Annotated in this window: 16 protein-coding genes and 1 pseudogene; 15 read left to right on the forward strand and 2 right to left on the reverse strand. The window is 70.2% G+C overall.

Annotation, left to right across the window (positions count from 1 at the left end):
- Positions 1-6: 6 nt before the first annotated feature.
- Together thrS and J8M50_RS16625 are read left to right on the forward strand one after the other, a co-directional pair.
- Positions 7-1,983, forward strand: coding sequence for a threonine--tRNA ligase (gene thrS / locus J8M50_RS16620; RefSeq protein ID WP_010351301.1), 1,977 nt, complete (start codon positions 7-9; stop codon positions 1,981-1,983).
- Positions 1,984-2,063: 80 nt separating this feature from the next.
- Positions 2,064-2,615: an HIT family protein gene (locus J8M50_RS16625; protein WP_178855045.1), complete on the forward strand. Its 552-nt coding sequence runs from the start codon at positions 2,064-2,066 to the stop codon at positions 2,613-2,615.
- A gap of 19 nt (positions 2,616-2,634) precedes the next feature.
- Here J8M50_RS16625 and J8M50_RS16630 read toward each other — a convergent pair whose 3' ends face one another.
- Positions 2,635-4,296 (reverse strand): AbeC-like domain-containing protein, encoded by a 1,662-nt coding sequence (locus J8M50_RS16630; RefSeq protein ID WP_010351299.1) that lies wholly within the window; start codon positions 4,294-4,296, stop codon positions 2,635-2,637.
- 167 nt (positions 4,297-4,463) lie between these two features.
- The gene (locus J8M50_RS16635) at positions 4,464-6,659 is read right to left on the reverse strand and encodes an elongation factor G-like protein EF-G2 (RefSeq protein WP_010351298.1); all 2,196 of its coding nucleotides are present in this window, start codon (positions 6,657-6,659) and stop codon (positions 4,464-4,466) included.
- Positions 6,660-6,860: 201 nt separating this feature from the next.
- On the opposite strand from J8M50_RS16635, the pseudogene pgsA reads away from it, so the two are divergent.
- The 13 genes and pseudogenes from pgsA to secD all read left to right on the forward strand — a co-directional run bounded on the left by pgsA (position 6,861) and on the right by secD (position 18,145).
- Positions 6,861-7,587: pseudogene (pgsA, locus tag J8M50_RS16640) on the forward strand (phosphatidylinositol phosphate synthase).
- Positions 7,584-8,492, forward strand: a complete 909-nt coding sequence (locus tag J8M50_RS16645; protein ID WP_010351296.1) for a phosphatidylinositol mannoside acyltransferase — start codon at positions 7,584-7,586, stop codon at positions 8,490-8,492. The pseudogene pgsA and the gene J8M50_RS16645 overlap by 4 nt, the downstream one beginning before the upstream one ends.
- The gene (locus J8M50_RS16650; protein ID WP_010351295.1) at positions 8,489-9,673 is read left to right on the forward strand and encodes a glycosyltransferase family 4 protein; all 1,185 of its coding nucleotides are present in this window, start codon (positions 8,489-8,491) and stop codon (positions 9,671-9,673) included. The genes J8M50_RS16645 and J8M50_RS16650 overlap by 4 nt, the downstream gene beginning before the upstream one ends.
- A 37-nt stretch (positions 9,674-9,710) precedes the next feature.
- The gene (locus J8M50_RS16655) at positions 9,711-10,256 is read left to right on the forward strand and encodes a LemA family protein (protein ID WP_075661817.1); all 546 of its coding nucleotides are present in this window, start codon (positions 9,711-9,713) and stop codon (positions 10,254-10,256) included.
- Positions 10,253-10,654 (forward strand): DUF6210 family protein, encoded by a 402-nt coding sequence (locus J8M50_RS16660; protein WP_010351292.1) that lies wholly within the window; start codon positions 10,253-10,255, stop codon positions 10,652-10,654. The genes J8M50_RS16655 and J8M50_RS16660 overlap by 4 nt, the downstream gene beginning before the upstream one ends.
- A gap of 111 nt (positions 10,655-10,765) precedes the next feature.
- The gene (pdxS, locus tag J8M50_RS16665) at positions 10,766-11,671 is read left to right on the forward strand and encodes a pyridoxal 5'-phosphate synthase lyase subunit PdxS (protein ID WP_010351291.1); all 906 of its coding nucleotides are present in this window, start codon (positions 10,766-10,768) and stop codon (positions 11,669-11,671) included.
- A 5-nt stretch (positions 11,672-11,676) separates the two neighbouring features.
- Positions 11,677-12,282 carry a pyridoxal 5'-phosphate synthase glutaminase subunit PdxT gene (gene pdxT, locus J8M50_RS16670; RefSeq protein WP_010351290.1) on the forward strand — a complete coding sequence of 202 codons (606 nt, stop codon included), beginning with the start codon at positions 11,677-11,679 and terminating at the stop codon, positions 12,280-12,282.
- Positions 12,283-12,329: 47 nt separating this feature from the next.
- On the forward strand, positions 12,330-13,082 hold the full coding sequence (locus J8M50_RS16675; RefSeq protein WP_010351288.1) for a YebC/PmpR family DNA-binding transcriptional regulator: 753 nt from the start codon (positions 12,330-12,332) through the stop codon (positions 13,080-13,082).
- A gap of 117 nt (positions 13,083-13,199) precedes the next feature.
- Positions 13,200-13,730: a crossover junction endodeoxyribonuclease RuvC gene (gene ruvC / locus J8M50_RS16680; protein WP_029183510.1), complete on the forward strand. Its 531-nt coding sequence runs from the start codon at positions 13,200-13,202 to the stop codon at positions 13,728-13,730.
- On the forward strand, positions 13,727-14,332 hold the full coding sequence (gene ruvA, locus J8M50_RS16685) for a Holliday junction branch migration protein RuvA (protein WP_010351286.1): 606 nt from the start codon (positions 13,727-13,729) through the stop codon (positions 14,330-14,332). The genes ruvC and ruvA overlap by 4 nt, the downstream gene beginning before the upstream one ends.
- A gap of 119 nt (positions 14,333-14,451) precedes the next feature.
- Entirely contained in the window at positions 14,452-15,510 is a 1,059-nt protein-coding gene (ruvB, locus tag J8M50_RS16690) for a Holliday junction branch migration DNA helicase RuvB (RefSeq protein ID WP_010351285.1), read from the forward strand.
- 212 nt (positions 15,511-15,722) lie between these two features.
- Positions 15,723-16,241, forward strand: a complete 519-nt coding sequence (yajC, locus tag J8M50_RS16695; RefSeq protein WP_010351284.1) for a preprotein translocase subunit YajC — start codon at positions 15,723-15,725, stop codon at positions 16,239-16,241.
- 137 nt (positions 16,242-16,378) lie between these two features.
- On the forward strand, positions 16,379-18,145 hold the full coding sequence (secD, locus tag J8M50_RS16700) for a protein translocase subunit SecD (RefSeq protein WP_178855046.1): 1,767 nt from the start codon (positions 16,379-16,381) through the stop codon (positions 18,143-18,145).

Genomic DNA, 18,145 nt, shown 5'->3' on the forward strand with positions numbered 1-18,145 from the left:
AGACCGGTGTCAGACGTCCGTGTGACCATCCAACGCGATTCCGAGCGGGAAGAGCGCGTGGTGACGACGGGGACCACGGCTGCCGACCTCTTCGCCGGCGAGCGCTCGATCATCGCCGCGCGCGTGGCCGGTGAGCTGAAGGACCTGGCGTACTCCGTCGCGGACGGCGATGTGGTCGAGGGGGTCGAGATCTCCTCCGAGGACGGCCTCAACATCCTGCGGCACTCCGCCGCCCACGTCATGGCGCAGGCCGTGCAGGAGATCTTCCCCGAGGCCAAGCTCGGTATCGGACCGCCGGTCAAGGACGGCTTCTACTACGACTTCGACGTTGAGAAGCCGTTCACGCCCGAGGATCTCAAGGCCATCGAGAAGAAGATGCAGGAGATCCAGAAGCGCGGCCAGAAGTTCGCGCGCCGCGTGGTGACCGACGAGGCCGCCCGCGAGGAGCTCGCGAACGAGCCGTACAAGCTGGAGTTGATCGGCCTCAAGGGGTCCGCGTCCTCCGACGACGGCGCGGACGTCGAGGTCGGGGCCGGTGAGCTGACGATCTACGACAACCTCGACGCGAAGACCGGCGAGCTGTGCTGGAAGGACCTGTGCCGCGGTCCGCACCTGCCGTCGACCCGGCAGATCCCGGCGTTCAAGCTGATGCGGAACGCCGCCGCGTACTGGCGGGGCAGCGAGAAAAACCCGATGCTCCAGCGGATTTACGGCACCGCCTGGCCCTCCAAGGACGAGCTGAAGGCGCACCTCGACTTCCTTGTGGAGGCCGAGAAGCGTGACCACCGCAAGCTCGGCAGCGAGCTGGACCTCTTCTCCATCCCCGAGCAGATCGGCTCCGGGCTCGCGGTCTTCCACCCCAAGGGCGGGATCATCCGCCGGGTGATGGAGGACTACTCGCGGCGGCGGCACGAGGAGGAGGGGTACGAGTTCGTCTACACGCCCCACGCGACCAAGGGCAAGCTTTTCGAGCAGTCCGGTCACCTCGACTGGTACGCCGACGGTATGTACCCGCCCATGCAGCTCGACGAGGGCGTGGACTACTACCTCAAGCCGATGAACTGCCCGATGCACAACCTGATCTTCGATGCGCGGGGGCGGTCGTACCGTGAACTGCCGCTGAGGCTCTTCGAGTTCGGGACTGTGTACCGGTACGAGAAGTCGGGTGTCGTGCATGGCCTGACCCGTGCGCGTGGCTTTACTCAGGACGACGCGCACATCTACTGCACGCGTGAGCAGATGTCCGATGAGCTGGACCGGACGCTGACGTTCGTGCTGGGGCTGCTGCGGGACTACGGGTTGGACGACTTCTACCTGGAGCTGTCGACCAAAGATCCCGAAAAGTTCGTCGGCAGCGACGAGGTCTGGGAAGAGGCCACGGAGACGCTGCGGCAGGTGGCCGAGAAGCAGGGGCTGCCGCTGGTGCCGGACCCGGGCGGTGCCGCGTTCTACGGGCCGAAGATCTCCGTGCAGACCAAAGACGCCATCGGCCGCACCTGGCAGATGTCGACCATCCAGCTCGACTTCAACCTGCCGGAGCGGTTCGACCTGGAGTACACGTCGGCGGACGGTTCGAAGCAGCGTCCGGTGATGATTCACCGCGCGCTCTTCGGCAGCATCGAGCGGTTCTTCGCCGTGCTGCTTGAGCACTACGCGGGGGCGTTTCCGGCGTGGCTGGCGCCCGTGCAGGCGGTGGGTATCCCGATCGGGGACGCGCACATCGACTACCTGACGGAGTTCGCGGCCGAGGCGAAGAAGAAGGGCCTGCGGGTCGAGGTCGACTCCTCGTCGGACCGGATGCAGAAGAAGATCCGCAACGCACAGCGCGCCAAGACGCCGTTCATGATCATCGTCGGCGACGAGGACATGAACGCCGGCACGGTCTCCTTCCGCTACCGGGACGGTTCGCAGGAGAACGGCATCCCCCGCGACGAGGCCCTCGCGAAGCTCGTCGACGTCGTGGAGCGTCGCGTCCAGGTGTGACGGTACGACGGTGAGGGCCCCCGGAGTTCGCTCCGGGGGCCTTTCCCCTGCCCCCAGCCCTACGCCATATGCTGCTCACCATGACGAGTGAGCCGGAGCAGCAGATCGGAGTGGGCGTGCCGGACGCGTTCCAGCGCCTGTGGACGCCTCATCGGATGGCCTATATCCAGGGTGAGAGCAAGCCGACCGGTCCGGGCGCCGACGACGGTTGTCCGTTCTGCTCGATTCCGGCGAAGTCCGACGAGGACGGGCTGATCGTCAGGCGGGGGGAGCTGGCGTACGTCGTGCTCAACCTGTACCCGTACACGGGCGGTCACGCGATGGCCGTGCCGTATCGTCACGTCGCCGACTACACGGACCTGACGGAGCCGGAGACGGCGGAGGTCGCGCTGCTGACGAAGCAGGCGATGACGGCGCTGCGGAAGGCGTCGGGGGCGCACGGGTTCAACCTGGGGATGAACCAGGGCGCGGTGGCGGGCGCGGGGATCGCGGCGCACCTGCATCAGCACATCGTCCCGAGGTGGGGCGGGGACACGAACTTCATGCCGGTGGTGGGGCACACGCGGGTGCTGCCGCAACTGCTGGCGGACACGCGGAAGATGCTGGCGGAGGCGTGGCCGACCGAGTCGTGAGGACCCGGTCGGCGCGGGTTCACGCGTTATAGGTGTCCGACTTGCCTGGTTCCGCGCTCTGGACGCCGCCGCTGAGGACGCCGGAGCGGGCCAGGAACTTCTCGACGTCCACGTCGTGTTCGCGCAGGACCTTGATCGTCGCGGCGTGGACGACGCGCAGGACGGGGGTCGCGGTGCGCAGGGCGTCGTCGGCCATGAAGCGGTTCTTCCAGGGCTGGTCGGCCCAGGCGTGGCGCAGGCCGAAGGGTTCGGGGAGGCTGATGGAGCCGCCGAGCCACTGGAGGAGCGGGGGGTACCAGCTGATCGTCGCGCGGGCGCCGAGGCGGACGACCTCGTCGGTGGTGACGAGGGGGAGCTTTATCTTGCGGGTCTCCCAGAAGCGGACGGTCTTGGCGACCTCCTTGGTGGGGGCCTCGGGCTTGGACATGAACAGGCCGTTGACGGGGCCGAGGGCGTGGCCGGTGACCTCTATGCGCAGCGTCTCGTGCAGGACGGTGACGGTGATCATCATCGTGATGATGAGCTGGCCGTCCCAGGTGGTCCACTGGACGCCGAGGTAGTGCCGGTTGCCGCCGCCGAACTGCTGGTTGTTGCAGATGTCCTCGATGGCCCTGGGCTTGAACTGGTACGCCTCGACGTCGGTGCCCTCGGGCCGGGTGACGGCCTTGGCGCCTTCGCCGACGTGGGAGACGACCCAGTGCCGTACGGAGGGGGCGGGGAAGCCGCCGGTCTTGAGGCTCTGGCGTTGCAGGAGGTTGAGCTGGTCGCTGATCGCGCGGGCGACGGTCCAGCTGCGGAACTCGTGGACGCCCTTGACCGGGTCGAGGGGGACGAGTTCCTCGGCGAGGTGCCAGGAGCCCCAGCGGGTGCCCATGCCGAGGATGCCCTTGGGGCCCGCGTAGAAGACGCCGTTGGACTGCTGTTCGGCGGAGAGGCGGGCCAGCGACTGGCGGAGCTGTTCGGCGGCGGCCTGGTCGGGGCTGGTGGGGACGGCCTCGGGGATCTTCGCGCCGACGCCGGCGCCGGACAGGAGGCTGTCCCAGCGTTCGCGCAGGTCCTTGGCGGTGGACTCGCAGATGCGGCGGGCGAGGAACCAGCCGGCTACGGGGGCGACGATCGCTCCGCGCACGTACCAGCCGAGGATGCCGCCGAAGGGCAGCTTGACCAGGAGGATCGCGGCGAGGATGCCGACGACGACGAGGAGAGCGGTGGCGAGGCCCGAGGCGCGTTTGTTGGTGCTCTTGCCTGTCATCGCGCGGAGCTGGAAGACGCCGAGCCAGAGCAGCAGGCCGGGCAGGAAGACGACGCCGCACAGGAACATGATGGCGCCGAGTTTGCGGTCCCGTTCGCGGCGGATGTTGTTCGCGGCGAGGCAGTGTTCGACGATGACCGCGGGTTCCGCGCCGAAGGACTGGATGAGGGGTTTGCGGCCGACGCCGAGCATGCGGTCGATGACGGCCTGGGAGAACGCCTCGCCGAGGTTGGGCCGGAAGATCTTGGCCCACTTGCGGCCCGTGCTCACCGACGACTGGTGCCACTCGTTGTCGGCCTTCTTTATCTCCTCCGCCGGGCTGTCCCGGTAGGCGGCCGAGGCCAGCGCGAACGTCGCCGTCTGTCCTCCGTCGCCCATCAGCGGCACCTGTGGGCCGAAGATGTCGCCGTACACACTGTCAACGGTCATGTAACCGCCCCCATCGCCGCCCGGACCCGCTCCTGCGGCTTTCCCGACTTCCGTGCTCCGCACACCTGTTGATCAGGTCATCAGGGTATCCGCCCCCACTGACATCCGGACCCGGAGTAGGGGAAGGGGAGTTGGGGGCGAGCGGCCGGGCCCGCCCCCGACTCCCCTTACGGGTTCTCCTCCTGCCCCCGCACCTTCTCCGCCACATGCGCCGGCATCGCCTCGTGCCGTGCGTACACGCGGTCGAAGCGGGCCGTGCCGTGGGACAGGGAGCGCAGGTCGACCGCGTACCGGCCGATCTCGATCTCGGGCACCTCGGCGCGCACCAGCGTGCGGCCGGAGCTGGTCTGTTCCGTGCCGAGGACGCGGCCCCGGCGGCTGGAGAGGTCGCTCATGACGGCGCCCACGTAGTCGTCGCCGACCAGGACGCTGACCTCGGCGACCGGCTCCAGCAGGTGGATCGTCGCGTCGGCGGCGGCTTCGCGCAGGGCGAGGGCGCCGGCCGTCTGGAACGCGGCGTCGGAGGAGTCCACGGAGTGGGCCTTGCCGTCGAGGAGGGTGATGCGGACGTCGACGAGCGGGTACCCGGCGACGACCCCGCGCGCGGCCTGCGCGCGCACCCCCTTCTCGACGGACGGGATGAACTGGCGGGGCACCGCGCCGCCGACCACCTTGTCGACGAACTCGATCCCGGAACCCCCGGGCAGCGGCTCGACCTCGATCTCGCAGATGGCGTACTGCCCATGCCCCCCGGACTGCTTGACGTGCCGTCCGCGCCCGCCCGAGCGCGCGCCGAACGTCTCCCGCAGCGACACCTTGTGCGGGACGACGTCGACCTGCACCCCGTACCGGCTGCGCAGCCGCTCCAGCGCGACGTCCGCGTGGGCCTCACCGAGCGCCCACAGGACGACCTGGTGCGTGTGCGCGTTGTGTTCGAGCCGCATCGTCGGGTCCTCGGCGACGAGCCGGGCGAGGCCCTGGGAGAGCTTGTCCTCGTCGGCCTTGCTGTGTGCCTCGATGGCGAGCGGCAGCAGCGGGTCGGGCATCCGCCAGGCGGCCATCAGCAGCGGGTCGTCCTTCGCGGACAGCGTGTCCCCGGTCTCGGCCCGGCCGAGCTTCGCGACGCACGCGAGGTCCCCGGCGATGCAGTGCGACAGCACCCGCTGCTGCTTCCCGAACGGCGCCGACAGGGCGCCCACCCGCTCGTCGACATCGTGGTCCTCGTGCCCCCGGTCGGCGAGCCCGTGCCCGGACACGTGCACCGTCTCGTCGGGGCGCAGGGTGCCGGAGAAGACGCGGACGAGGGAGACCCGGCCGACGTACGGGTCGGAGGTGGTCTTCACGATCTCGGCGACGAGGGGTCCGCTCGGGTCGCAGGGCTTCAGCGCGCGCGTACGGCCGTCGATGGTCGTCACGTGCGGTGCCTCGCGCTCCAGCGGGGTGGGGAACCCGCGCGTGATCAGTTCGAGGAGTTCGACGGTCCCGATGCCCTGGCGGGCGCCGTCCGCCGCAGGTGCGCCCGCGAGGACGGGGAAGAACGTCCCGCGCGCGACGGCCCGCTCCAGGTCGTCGATCAGCGTCTGGACGTCGATCTGCTCGCCGTCCAGGTAGCGGTCCATGAGGGTCTCGTCCTCGCTCTCCGCGATGATCCCCTCGATGAGCCGGTTGCGGGCCTCCTCGATCGCCGGGAGCTGTGCCTCGTCCGGCTCGGACTCCTTGCGCTCGCCGGACGCGTAGTCGAACAGGGTGCGCGTGAGGAGCCCGGTGAGGCCGGTGACGGGCGCGTGGCCGTCGGGTCCTGCGGGTCCGTGCAGGGGCAGGTAGAGCGGGAGGACGGCGTCGGGGTCGTCCCCGCCGAACGTCCGCGCGCACGTGCGGACCATCTCCTCGAAGTCCGCGCGGGCCGACTCCAGGTGCGTGACGACGATCGCGCGGGGCATGCCCACGGCCGCGCACTCGTCCCACACCATGCGCGTCGCGCCGTCCACGCCGTCCGCCGCCGAGACGACGAAGAGGGCCGCGTCCGCCGCGCGCAGACCGGCCCTCAGTTCGCCGACGAAGTCGGCGTACCCGGGTGTGTCGAGGAGGTTGACCTTGATGCCGTCCCATTCGACGGGCACCAGCGAGAGCTGTACGGACCGCTGCTGGCGGTGCTCGATCTCGTCGTAGTCGGAGACGGTCCCGCCGTCCTCGACCCGGCCCGCCCTGTTCACCGCCCCCGCCGTCAGCGCGAGAGCTTCCACCAGTGTCGTCTTGCCCGCTCCGCAGTGGCCGACCAGCACCACATTCCGTACGGACGCGGGGTGGCCGGCCGCCGTAGCCCTGCCGGCGGCCCCGAGGTGTGCGTTCGCCTTGTCGCCCATGTCCTTGCCTCCCGAGCATCGGGTGAGGTCCCTGGGACGCGGGCACACACGGATCCGCGACCAGCGGCGGCTCCGGTGACGCCCGCGGTCCTTCGAGCTTTCCACTCCCGTCACGGGGCGTCCATACGGCGGACGCGAACCCTTCGCGCCAAAGGACGGGTGCGGGTGCCCGACCGTCGTACAGGCGCGCGCGTGGCTACGATGGGCCAGCCGGTGGCCAGCAAGGGCCGCGCGGCGCCTTACGACTGTCGGGAAAGCCATGCTGAACAAGTACGCGCGTGCGTTCTTCACGCGTGTCCTCACACCGTTCGCCACGTTTCTGATCAGGCGGGGCGTCAGCCCCGACACGGTCACGCTGATCGGCACGGCGGGTGTGATCGCGGGCGCGCTGGTCTTCTTCCCCCGGGGCGAGTTCTTCTGGGGCACGATCGTCATCACGCTGTTCGTGTTCTCCGACCTGGTCGACGGGAACATGGCCCGCCAGCTCGGCCGTTCCAGCCGCTGGGGCGCCTTCCTGGACTCCACGCTCGACCGGGTCGCCGACGGCGCCATCTTCGGCGGGTTCGCGCTCTGGTACGCGGGCAGCGGCGACGACAACGTCCTGTGCGCCGTGTCGATCTTCTGCCTGACGAGCGGGCAGGTCGTGTCGTACACGAAGGCGCGCGGCGAGTCGATCGGGCTCCCGGTGGCCGTCAACGGGCTCGTGGAGCGCGCCGAGCGGCTCGTGGTGTCGCTGGTCGCCGCCGGCCTCGCCGGGCTCCACAAGTTCGGTGTGCCCGGCATCCAGTACCTGCTGCCGGTCGCGCTGTGGCTCGTCGCCGTCGGCAGCCTCGTGACGCTGATCCAGCGTGTCGTCACGGTCCGCCGCGAGTCCGCCGAGGCCGACGCGGCTGCTGCCGACGCCGCGCAGCAGGAGACGGCCGGGTGAACGCCCGGGACCGGTTGACGGACGCGCTGTACGGCGCCGGCTGGGGGGCCGTCAAGAAGCTCCCGGAACCCGTCGCCGTACGCCTCGGACAGGCCATCGCCGATGTCGCCTGGCGCAGGCGCGGCAAGGGGGTGCTGCGGCTGGAGAGCAACTACGCGCGCGTACGGCCGGGCGCGAGCCCCGAGCAGCTCAGGGAGCTGTCCCGCGCGGGCATGCGGTCGTACCTGCGGTACTGGATGGAATCGTTTCGCCTGCCCGCGTGGAGCGAGGAGCGCGTCAAGGGCGGGTTCGACCCCAAGGACGTCCACCACCTCACCGATGCCCTCGCCTCGGACAAGGGCGTCATCCTCGCGCTGCCGCACATGGCCAACTGGGACCTCGCGGGCGCGTGGGTGACGACGCGGCTCGACACCCCGTTCACGACGGTCGCCGAACGCCTCAAGCCCGAGTCCCTGTACGACCGGTTCGTCGCCTACCGGCAGGGGCTCGGCATGGAGGTCCTGCCGCACAGCGGCGGCACCGCCTTCGGGACCCTCGCGCGGCGTCTGCGCGACGGGGGGCTGGTGTGCCTCGTCGCCGAGCGCGACCTGTCCTCGTCCGGCGTCGAGGTCGACTTCTTCGGCGAGCGGACGCGTATCCCGGCCGGGCCCTCCCTGCTGGCCCAGCAGACGGACGCGCTGCTGCTGCCGGTGACCCTCTGGTACGACGACTCGCCCGTCATGCGCGGACGGGTGCATCCCCCGATCGAGGTACCCGCGTCAGGTACCCGGGCCGAGAAGACGTCTGTCATGGCACAGGCGCTGGCAGATGCCTTCGCCTCGGGAATCGCCGACCATCCGGAGGACTGGCACATGCTGCAACGGCTGTGGCTCGCGGACCTCGATCCCGCGAGGGGGCCCGCGTGAGGATCGGGATCGTGTGCCCGTACTCCTGGGACGTGCCGGGCGGCGTCCAGTTCCACATCCGGGACCTCTCGGAGTACTTCATCCGCCTGGGCCACGAGGTCTCCGTCCTCGCGCCCGCCGACGAGGACACGCCCCTGCCGCCGTACGTCGTCTCCGCCGGCCGCGCCGTCCCCGTCCCGTACAACGGCTCCGTCGCCCGCCTCAACTTCGGCTTCCTCAGCGCCGCGCGCGTACGCCGGTGGCTCCACGACGGGGCCTTCGACGTCGTGCACATCCACGAACCGACGTCCCCGTCGCTGGGGCTGCTCACGTGCTGGGCCGCGCAGGGGCCGATGGTCGCGACGTTCCACACGTCCAACCCGCGCTCGCGCGCGATGATCGCCGCGTACTCGATCCTCCAGGCCGCGCTGGAGAAGATCAGCGCGCGGATCGCGGTGAGCGAGTACGCGCGGCGGACGCTGGTGGAGCATCTCGGGGGGGACGCGGTGGTGATTCCCAACGGGGTCGACGTGGACTTCTTCGCGCGCGCCGAGCCTCGGGCGCAGTGGCAGGGGAGCGGGGCCGGGGGCGAGACCCTCGGGTTCATCGGGCGGATCGACGAACCCCGCAAGGGGTTGCCGGTGCTCGTCAAGGCGCTCCCGCGGATCTTCGCCGAGCGTCCCGGCGCGCGGCTGCTGATCGCCGGGCGCGGGGACGAGGAGGAGGCCGTCGCCGACCTCCCCGCCGAGCTGCGGTCCCGGGTGGAGTTCCTCGGCATGGTCTCCGACGTGGACAAGGCGCGTCTGCTGCGCAGCATCGACCTGTACGTCGCTCCCAACACCGGCGGCGAGAGCTTCGGGATCATCCTGGTCGAGGCGATGTCGGCGGGGGCGCCGGTGCTGGCCTCCGACCTCGACGCGTTCGCCCAGGTGCTGGACCAGGGCGCCGCCGGGGAACTGTTCGCCAACGAGGACGCGGACGCGCTCGCGGAGGCGGCGATCCGCCTGCTGGACGACCCGGCGAGACGCACCGAACTCCGGGAGCGGGGGAGCGCGCACGTACGCCGGTTCGACTGGTCGGTGGTCGGCGCGGACATCCTGTCGGTGTACGAGACGGTGACAGCGGGGGCGGCGGCTGTGGCGGCGGACGAGCGGGCGGGGGGCGGGGGGCTGCGGGCTCGGCTGGGGCTGGCGCGGGACTGAGAGGCGGGGGACTGAGGGCCGGGGGACCCCGCTACCCTTGCCGCCCGTGACCGCAACCCTGATCTGGACCCTCGTCGTTCTCGTCGCGATCGGCCTCTATCTGAGCTGGACGGCGGGGCGGCTCGACCGGCTGCACACCCGTATCGACGCGGCGCGGGCCGCGCTGGACGCGCAGTTGCTGCGGCGGGCCTCGGTCGCGCAGGAGCTGGCGACGTCCGGGGTGCTCGATCCGGCCGCCTCGATCGTGCTGTACGAGGCCGCGCACGCGGCGAGGCAGGCGGAGGAGGAGCAGCGGGAGGTCGCGGAGAGCGAGCTGAGCCAGGCGCTGAGGGCCATCTTCGCGGACCACCAGCAGGTGGACGAGATCAAGGAAGCCCCCGGCGGCGAGGCGGCGACACACGAACTGACCGAAGCCGTACGCCGCGTCCCGATGGCCCGCCGCTTCCACAACGACGCCGTAGGAGCGGCCCGCCGCCTCCGCGAACACCGCAAGGTCCGCTGGTTCCACCTCGCGGGCCACGCCGCGTTCCCGATGGCCTTCGAAATGGACGACGAGCCGCCGGCGGCGCTGGCGGAGAGGTGACCCGGCGGATCGTCCTGGACCCGGAGGGCTCCGGCACCGGCTGGCTCTGCGTGATCGTCGCGGCGTCGACCGGCGTGGTCTACGAGGTGCAGGGCGGCGGCCACGCATGCGTGCCGTACGAGCAGGAGGGCTACCTGATCCCCCTGTTCGCCCCCGACGCCGACAGCGACCTGAAACGCCTCTTCACCGAAGGCGGGGACGCACACGACCCCGCCTTCCGAGACCGCCTGCGGACAGCCGTGGCCGATCTGCGCCTGTACGGCTCCGCGAACCGTGACGACACCTGGCCCGCCCGCCTCGCGCTGGACGAGGCGCGGCTCGCCGAGGCCGACGAGGCATGGATCCCCGTCCTCACCCCCGACGGCCCCGGCATCGTCGTCTGGGAGAACTCCGACTGACCCGAAAAGATCCACCGCCTGCTCATTGGCCCTTGATGTGGACTGGTCGGCGGGAGTTTCCTCGGGAGTACCCCCCTCCAGGAAACCCCCTTCACTTCAGCGAGGTCGTACGTGTCCAGCAGCGAGAACCAGGCCCCCGAGACCGGCACCGCGCGCGTGAAGCGTGGGATGGCCGAGCAGCTCAAGGGTGGCGTGATCATGGACGTCGTGACGCCGGAGCAGGCGAAGATCGCGGAGGACGCGGGCGCCGTCGCCGTCATGGCGCTGGAGCGGGTCCCGGCGGACATCCGCAAGGACGGCGGCGTGGCCCGTATGTCCGACCCGGACATGATCGAGGGCATCATCGAGGCCGTCTCCATCCCGGTCATGGCGAAGTCCCGGATCGGGCACTTCGTCGAGGCCCAGGTGCTCCAGTCCCTCGGCGTCGACTACATCGACGAGTCCGAGGTCCTGACCCCGGCGGACGAGGTCAACCACTCCGACAAGTTCGCGTTCACGACCCCCTTCGTCTGCGGCGCCACCAACCTCGGCGAGGCCCTGCGCCGTATCGCCGAGGGCGCCGCGATGATCCGCTCGAAGGGCGAGGCCGGCACCGGCAACGTCGTCGAGGCCGTCCGCCACCTGCGCCAGATCAAGAACGAGATCGCCCGCCTGCGCGGCTACGACAACAACGAGCTGTACGCCGCCGCGAAGGACCTGCGCGCCCCGTACGAACTGGTCAAGGAGGTCGCCGAACTCGGCAAGCTCCCGGTCGTCCTGTTCTCGGCCGGCGGCGTCGCCACCCCCGCCGACGCCGCGCTGATGCGCCAGCTCGGCGCCGAGGGCGTCTTCGTCGGCTCCGGCATCTTCAAGTCCGGCGACCCCGCCAAGCGCGCCGCCGCGATCGTCAAGGCGACCACCTTCTACGACGACCCGAAGATCATCGCGGACGCGTCCCGCAACCTCGGCGAGGCCATGGTCGGCATCAACTGCGACACCCTCCCCGAGACCGAGCGCTACGCCAACCGCGGCTGGTAGCACCGATGACCACTCCCGTGATCGGAGTGCTCGCGCTCCAGGGCGACGTACAGGAACACCTCGTCGCCCTGGCCGCGGCCGACGCCCTGGCCCGCCCGGTACGCCGCCCCGAGGAGCTCGCCGAGGTCGACGGCCTCGTCCTGCCCGGCGGCGAGTCGACCACCATCTCGAAACTGGCCGTCCTGTTCGGCGTACTGGAACCCCTCCGCGCGCGCGTACGCGCGGGAATGCCGGTCTACGGCACCTGCGCCGGCCTCATCCTGCTCGCCGACAAGATCCTCGACCCGCGCTCGGGCCAGGAGACGGTCGGCGGCATCGACATGATCGTCCGCCGCAACGCCTTCGGCCGCCAGAACGAGTCCTTCGAGGCCAAGATCGCCGTACAGGGTGTCGACGGCGCCCCCGTGGACGGCGTCTTCATCCGCGCCCCGTGGGTCGAGTCCGTGGGCGCGCGCGTGGAGGTGCTCGCCGAGTACGACGGTCATATCGTCGCCGTACGCCAGGGCAACGCGCTCGCCACGTCGTTCCATCCGGAGCTGACCGGCGACCACCGCGTGCACGCGCTCTTTGTCGACATGGTCCGCGCGAACCGGGCGGCGGAGTCCTTGTAGGATCTCTGCGTTGGTAGGTAGATGGGTTACGCGAAGGAGACAGGCAGATGTCCGGCCACTCTAAATGGGCTACGACGAAGCACAAGAAGGCCGTGATCGACGCCAAGCGCGGCAAGCTCTTCGCGAAGATGATCAAGAACATCGAGGTCGCGGCCCGTACCGGCGGCGCCGACCCGTCCGGCAACCCGACGCTGTTCGACGCCATCCAGAAGGCCAAGAAGAGCTCGGTCCCCAACAAGAACATCGACTCCGCGGTCAAGCGCGGCGCCGGTCTCGAAGCCGGTGGCGCCGACTACGAGACGATCATGTACGAGGGTTACGGCCCGAACGGCGTCGCGGTGCTCATCGAGTGCCTCACCGACAACCGCAACCGCGCCGCCTCCGACGTACGCGTCGCGATGACCCGCAACGGCGGCAACATGGCCGACCCCGGTTCCGTCTCGTACCTCTTCAACCGCAAGGGCGTCATCATCGTCCCCAAGGGTGAGCTGTCCGAGGACGACGTCCTCGACGCGGTCCTCGACGCGGGCGCGGAAGAGGTCAATGACCTCGGCGAGTCCTTCGAGGTCCTCAGCGAGGCCACCGACCTGGTCGCCGTCCGCACCGCTCTCCAGAGCGCCGGCATCGACTACGACTCCGCCGACTCCAACTTCGTCCCGACCATGCAGGTCGAACTGGACGAAGAGGGCGCCCGCAAGATCTTCAAGCTGATCGACGCGCTTGAGGACAGCGACGACGTGCAGAACGTGTTCGCGAATTTCGACGTGAGCGACGAGGTCATGGAAAAGGTCGACGCCTGATCCGACTTCGGTACACGAACGGGCCGACGGGACACACCCCGTCGGCCCGTCGTCATGTCGGCCGTTGTCAGTGGCAGCGGATAGCCTGCACAAACAGGTGAGCGAAGGGAGGGCGATGTGCGGGTACTTGGGGTCGACCCCGGACTGACCCGGTGCGGTGTGGGGGTGGTTGAGGGCGTCGCGGGACGGCCGTTGACCATGATCGGCGTCGGTGTCGTCCGCACCCCCGCCGACGCCGAGTTGAGCCAACGCCTCCTCGCCGTCGAGCAGGGCATCGAGCAGTGGCTCGACGAGCACCGGCCCCAATTCGTCGCCGTGGAACGCGTGTTCAGCCAGCACAACGTCCGGACCGTGATGGGTACGGCGCAGGCCAGCGCCGTCGCGATGCTGTGTGCCGCCCGCCGCGGCATCCCCGTCGCGCTGCACACGCCCAGCGAGGTCAAGGCCGCCGTCACCGGCAGCGGGCGCGCGGACAAGGCACAGGTCGGGGCGATGGTGACGCGTCTGCTGCGGCTCGATGCGCCCCCGAAACCCGCCGACGCCGCCGACGCCCTCGCCCTCGCCATCTGCCACATCTGGCGCGCCCCCGCCCAGAACCGACTCCAGCAGGCCGTCGCCCTGCACGCCTCGAAAGGCCGTACGACATGATCGCCTTCGTCAGCGGCACGGTCGCCGCACTCGCCCCCGACGCGGCCGTGGTCGAGGTCGGCGGGGTCGGCATGGCCGTCCAGTGCGCGCCGAACACGCTCGCAAGCCTGCGCATCGGCCAGCCCGCCAAACTCGCGACGTCCCTGGTCGTCCGCGAGGACTCCCTCACGCTGTACGGGTTCGCGGACGACGACGAACGCCAGGTGTTCGAACTGCTCCAGACGGCGAGCGGAGTGGGACCGAGGCTGGCCCAGGCAATGCTGGCGGTCCACACACCGGACGCGCTGCGCAGAGCGGTGGCGACGGGCGACGAGAAGGCGCTGATCTCCGTCCCCGGCATCGGCAAGAAGGGCGCCCAGAAACTGCTGATCGAACTGAAGGACAGACTGGGCGAACCGCTGGGCAAAGCGGCGATCGGCGCACCGGTATCACTGGGCTGGCGGGACCAACTCCACGCGGCGCTACTGGGGTTGGGGTACGCGACGAGAGAGGCCGACGAAGCGGTAGCGGCGGTAACCCCGCAGGCGGAGGCGACGGAAGGCACGCCGCAGGTGGGCCAGTTGCTGAAGGCGGCGCTCCAGACTTTGAACAGAGCTAGGTAGACCGACCTAGGGGCGCGGGGCTGTATCTGATATGCGGCTACCGCCGCGTGAGCGCGACCAGCCACGAACTACCCGCACCCGCCACCACACATCACCCCCCAACCCCTGAGGCGCACGAAATGAACTGGGACGACACGACCGACGAAGACCGCCTCGTCGCCGCGTCAGCGGACCGCGAGGACCAAGCGGTAGAAGCCGCCCTCCGCCCCAAGGACCTCGGCGAGTTCATCGGCCAGGAAAAGGTCAGGGAACAACTGGACCTCGTCCTCAGGGCAGCCCGCGCCAGAGGCGCGACCGCCGACCACGTCCTCCTCTCCGGCGCACCGGGCCTCGGCAAGACCACCCTCTCGATGATCATCGCCGCGGAGATGGCCGCGCCGATCCGCATCACCAGCGGCCCAGCGATCCAGCACGCGGGCGACCTCGCCGCGATCCTCTCCTCGCTCCAGGAGGGCGAGGTGCTGTTCCTCGACGAGATCCACCGGATGTCGAGGCCGGCGGAGGAGATGCTGTACATGGCGATGGAGGACTTCCGGGTCGACGTGATCGTCGGCAAGGGCCCGGGCGCGACGGCGATCCCCCTGGAACTCCCGCCGTTCACGCTGGTCGGCGCGACCACCCGGGCCGGCCTCCTCCCGCCGCCCCTGAGGGACCGTTTCGGCTTCACCGCGCACATGGAGTTCTACGAACCGGCCGAACTCCAGCGGGTCGTGCACCGCTCGGCCGACCTCCTGGACGTGGAGATCGACCCGGCCGGCGCCGCGGAGATCGCCGGCCGCTCCCGGGGCACCCCCCGCATCGCCAACCGCCTCCTGCGCCGGGTCCGCGACTACGCCCAGGTCAAGGCGGACGGCACGATCACGAGGACCATCGCGGGCGCGGCCCTGAAGGTGTACGAGGTGGACGAGCGGGGCCTCGACCGCCTCGACCGCGCGGTGCTGGAAGCGCTCCTGAAACTCTTCGGCGGCGGCCCGGTGGGCCTCTCGACCCTGGCGGTGGCGGTGGGCGAGGAGCGCGAGACGGTGGAGGAGGTGGCCGAACCCTTCCTGGTCCGCGAGGGCCTGCTGGCCCGCACCCCCCGAGGCCGGGTCGCGACCCCCGCGGCCTGGTCCCACCTGGGCCTGACCCCGCCCAACCAGCCCCAGAACGGCACCCAGCAGAACCTGTTCGGCGCCTGACCCCGCCCCTCCGCCACATCACAGGTGAGACACGGCCTGGTCACCGGTGGAGGTATTGAGTGGGTAAGGAACCCAGGTGCCATGCTGAACGTTGTTCCCTGTACGCGGACTCGCTTAGACTCCGCCGATGCCGCCCTTGTCGGCGGCATTCACAGATCCCCATCCATCAGGCCGCTCAACATACGCGGTCACGTGAAGGAAGTTCCGAACCCGTGAGTCTCGTGACCCTCCTCCCGTTCGTCGTGCTCATCGGGGCCATGTTCCTGATGACCCGGTCGGCCAAGAAGAAGCAGCAGCAGGCGGCTGACATGCGGAACCAGATGCAGCCCGGCAGTGGCGTCCGCACGATCGGGGGGATGTACGCGACGGTCAAGGAAGTCAACGAGGAGACGATCCTGCTGGACGCGGGCCCGGGTGTGGAACTGCTCTTCGCGAAGAACGCCGTCGGCGCGGTGCTGTCGGACGAGGAGTACAACCGCATCGTCCACGGCGTCGAGGCCGACCTGAAGTCCGACTCCGACATCGTTCCGGACGACGCCTCCTCCCTCACCGAGACCGAGACCGCCGAGACCGAGTCCGGAACCGCCAAGAGCGGGACCGCCGACGCCGACGAGCCTTCCGACGCTGCCGCCGCCTCCGACGACAAGCCCGTCGACCTCGGCAAGAAGGACGAGTCCGAGAGCGCCGAGGAGCCGAAGAAGACCGACGGCGAGTCCGACGCGAAGAAGTAGTCACGCCCCCGGGGCGCGCGGGCCGCTCCCGCGCCTCCCGGGGTGTGCGCTTCTCGCGGGGGATTCCCGACACCAGTCATGGCAGCCGCGCCACGCCGACCAGGGCGTGCGGGCGGCCCGAGAGGGAGTACGAGAAGGTGGCAGCACCTAAAAAGGGCAGGAGCGCGAGCGCCCAGAGCAAGCCGGGGCGCTCACTGGCCCTGATCCTGATCGCCATCGTGGGCCTCACGGGCGGCATGTTCGCCACCGGGGACACCAAGCCGCGCCTGGGCATCGACCTGGCCGGCGGCACGAGCATCACGCTGGAGGCCAAGGCCGACCAGGGCTCGGCGATCAACAAGGCGAACATGGACACCGCGGTCGACATCATGAACCGCCGTGTCAATGGTCTGGGCGTGTCCGAGGCGGAGGTGCAGACCCAGGGCAACTCCAACATCATCGTGAACATCCCCAAGGGCACCAACTCCGAGGAAGCCCGAGCCCAGGTCGGTACGACCGCCAAGCTGTACTTCCGCCCGGTCCTGGCCCAGGAGGCCACCGGCGCCGCGGCGAACCCGTCCCCGAGCCCCTCGGCGTCGCCCAGCGGCAGCCCGAGCCCTTCGGCGTCCCCCTCGTCCAGCGCCTCCACCGGCGAGAAGGCGAGCCCGTCCCCGTCGACGTCCTCGACGACGCAGGGCCGCGCGGTCACCGACTCGCTGCGCGCCGACGGCACCCCGTCGCCGTCCGCGTCCGCGAAGGAGTCCCCGGCCCCGGCGGCCTCGCCCGCCCCCCAGCCGGCGGGTGACACCGCCAAGCTCCAGGCCACGTACGCCGCCCTGGACTGCTCGAAGCCCGAGCAGCGCGCCAAGGCCGGCGAGGGCGCCAAGCCCACCGACACGATCGTGGCCTGCGGCGAGATCAGCAAGGTCTGGTACAAGTACCTGCTCGGCCCGGCCGGTGTCGACGGCACCGAGGTGAAGAAGGCCGCCGCGGTCTTCGACACCCAGACCGCCGCCGGCTGGCAGGTCACGATGAACTTCACCGGCGGAGGCGCCAAGAAGTTCGCCGACATCACGGGCAAGCTCGCGCAGAACCAGCAGCCGCAGAACGAGTTCGGCATCGTCCTGGACGGCGAGGTCGTCTCCAGCCCCTACGTCCAGTCCGCGATCACCGGCGGCCAGGCGCAGATCTCCGGCTCCTTCACGCAGGAGGAGGCGCAGAGCCTCGCCAACATGCTGTCGTACGGCGCGCTCCCGCTCTCCTTCAAGGAGCAGAGCGTGACGACCGTGACGGCCGCGCTCGGCGGTGAGCAGCTGCACGCCGGTCTGCTGGCCGGCGCCATCGGCCTCATCCTCGTCGTGATCTACCTGGTCGCCTTCTACCGGGGCCTGTCGCTCATCGCGCTCGCCTCGCTGCTGTGCTCCGCGGCGCTGACGTACCTGCTGATGTCGCTGCTCGGCCCGGCCATCGGGTTCGCGCTGAACCTGCCGGCCGTCTGTGGCGCGATCGTCGCGATCGGGATCACGGCGGACTCGTTCATCGTGTACTTCGAACGCATCCGGGACGAGGTCCGCGAGGGCCGTTCGCTGCGTCCCGCCGTCGAGCGGGCCTGGCCGCGCGCCCGGCGCACGATCCTGGTCTCCGACTTCGTGTCGTTCCTCGCCGCCGCGGTGCTGTTCGTCGTCACCGTCGGCAAGGTCCAGGGCTTCGCGTTCACCCTCGGTCTGACCACCGTCCTCGACGTCGTCGTGGTGTTCTTCTTCACCAAGCCGCTGATGACGCTCGTCGCGCGGACCAAGTTCTTCGGCGGCGGCCACAAGTGGTCCGGCCTCGACCCGAAGGGCCTGGGCGCCCACCCGCCGCTGCGCCGCACCCGCCGTCCCTCCGGCCCGCTCGCCGGCCCCGTAGACCCGAAGGAGGCGTGA

Origin of the sequence: Streptomyces acidiscabies (assembly GCF_020010905.1) — a bacterium.
GTDB lineage: Bacteria > Actinomycetota > Actinomycetes > Streptomycetales > Streptomycetaceae > Streptomyces > Streptomyces acidiscabies.

Excerpts from the sequence above, each read along its gene's own strand:
- J8M50_RS16630 (WP_010351299.1), bottom strand. The coding sequence starts at position 4,296 with ATGACCGTTGACAGTGTGTACGGCGACATCTTCGGCCCACAGGTGCCG.
- J8M50_RS16625 (WP_178855045.1), top strand. The coding sequence starts at position 2,064 with ATGACGAGTGAGCCGGAGCAGCAGATCGGAGTGGGCGTGCCGGACGCG.
- J8M50_RS16635 (WP_010351298.1), bottom strand. The coding sequence starts at position 6,659 with ATGGGCGACAAGGCGAACGCACACCTCGGGGCCGCCGGCAGGGCTACG.
- ruvB (WP_010351285.1), top strand. The coding sequence starts at position 14,452 with ATGAACTGGGACGACACGACCGACGAAGACCGCCTCGTCGCCGCGTCA.
- ruvA (WP_010351286.1), top strand. The coding sequence starts at position 13,727 with ATGATCGCCTTCGTCAGCGGCACGGTCGCCGCACTCGCCCCCGACGCG.
- pdxT (WP_010351290.1), top strand. The coding sequence starts at position 11,677 with ATGACCACTCCCGTGATCGGAGTGCTCGCGCTCCAGGGCGACGTACAG.
- J8M50_RS16675 (WP_010351288.1), top strand. The coding sequence starts at position 12,330 with ATGTCCGGCCACTCTAAATGGGCTACGACGAAGCACAAGAAGGCCGTG.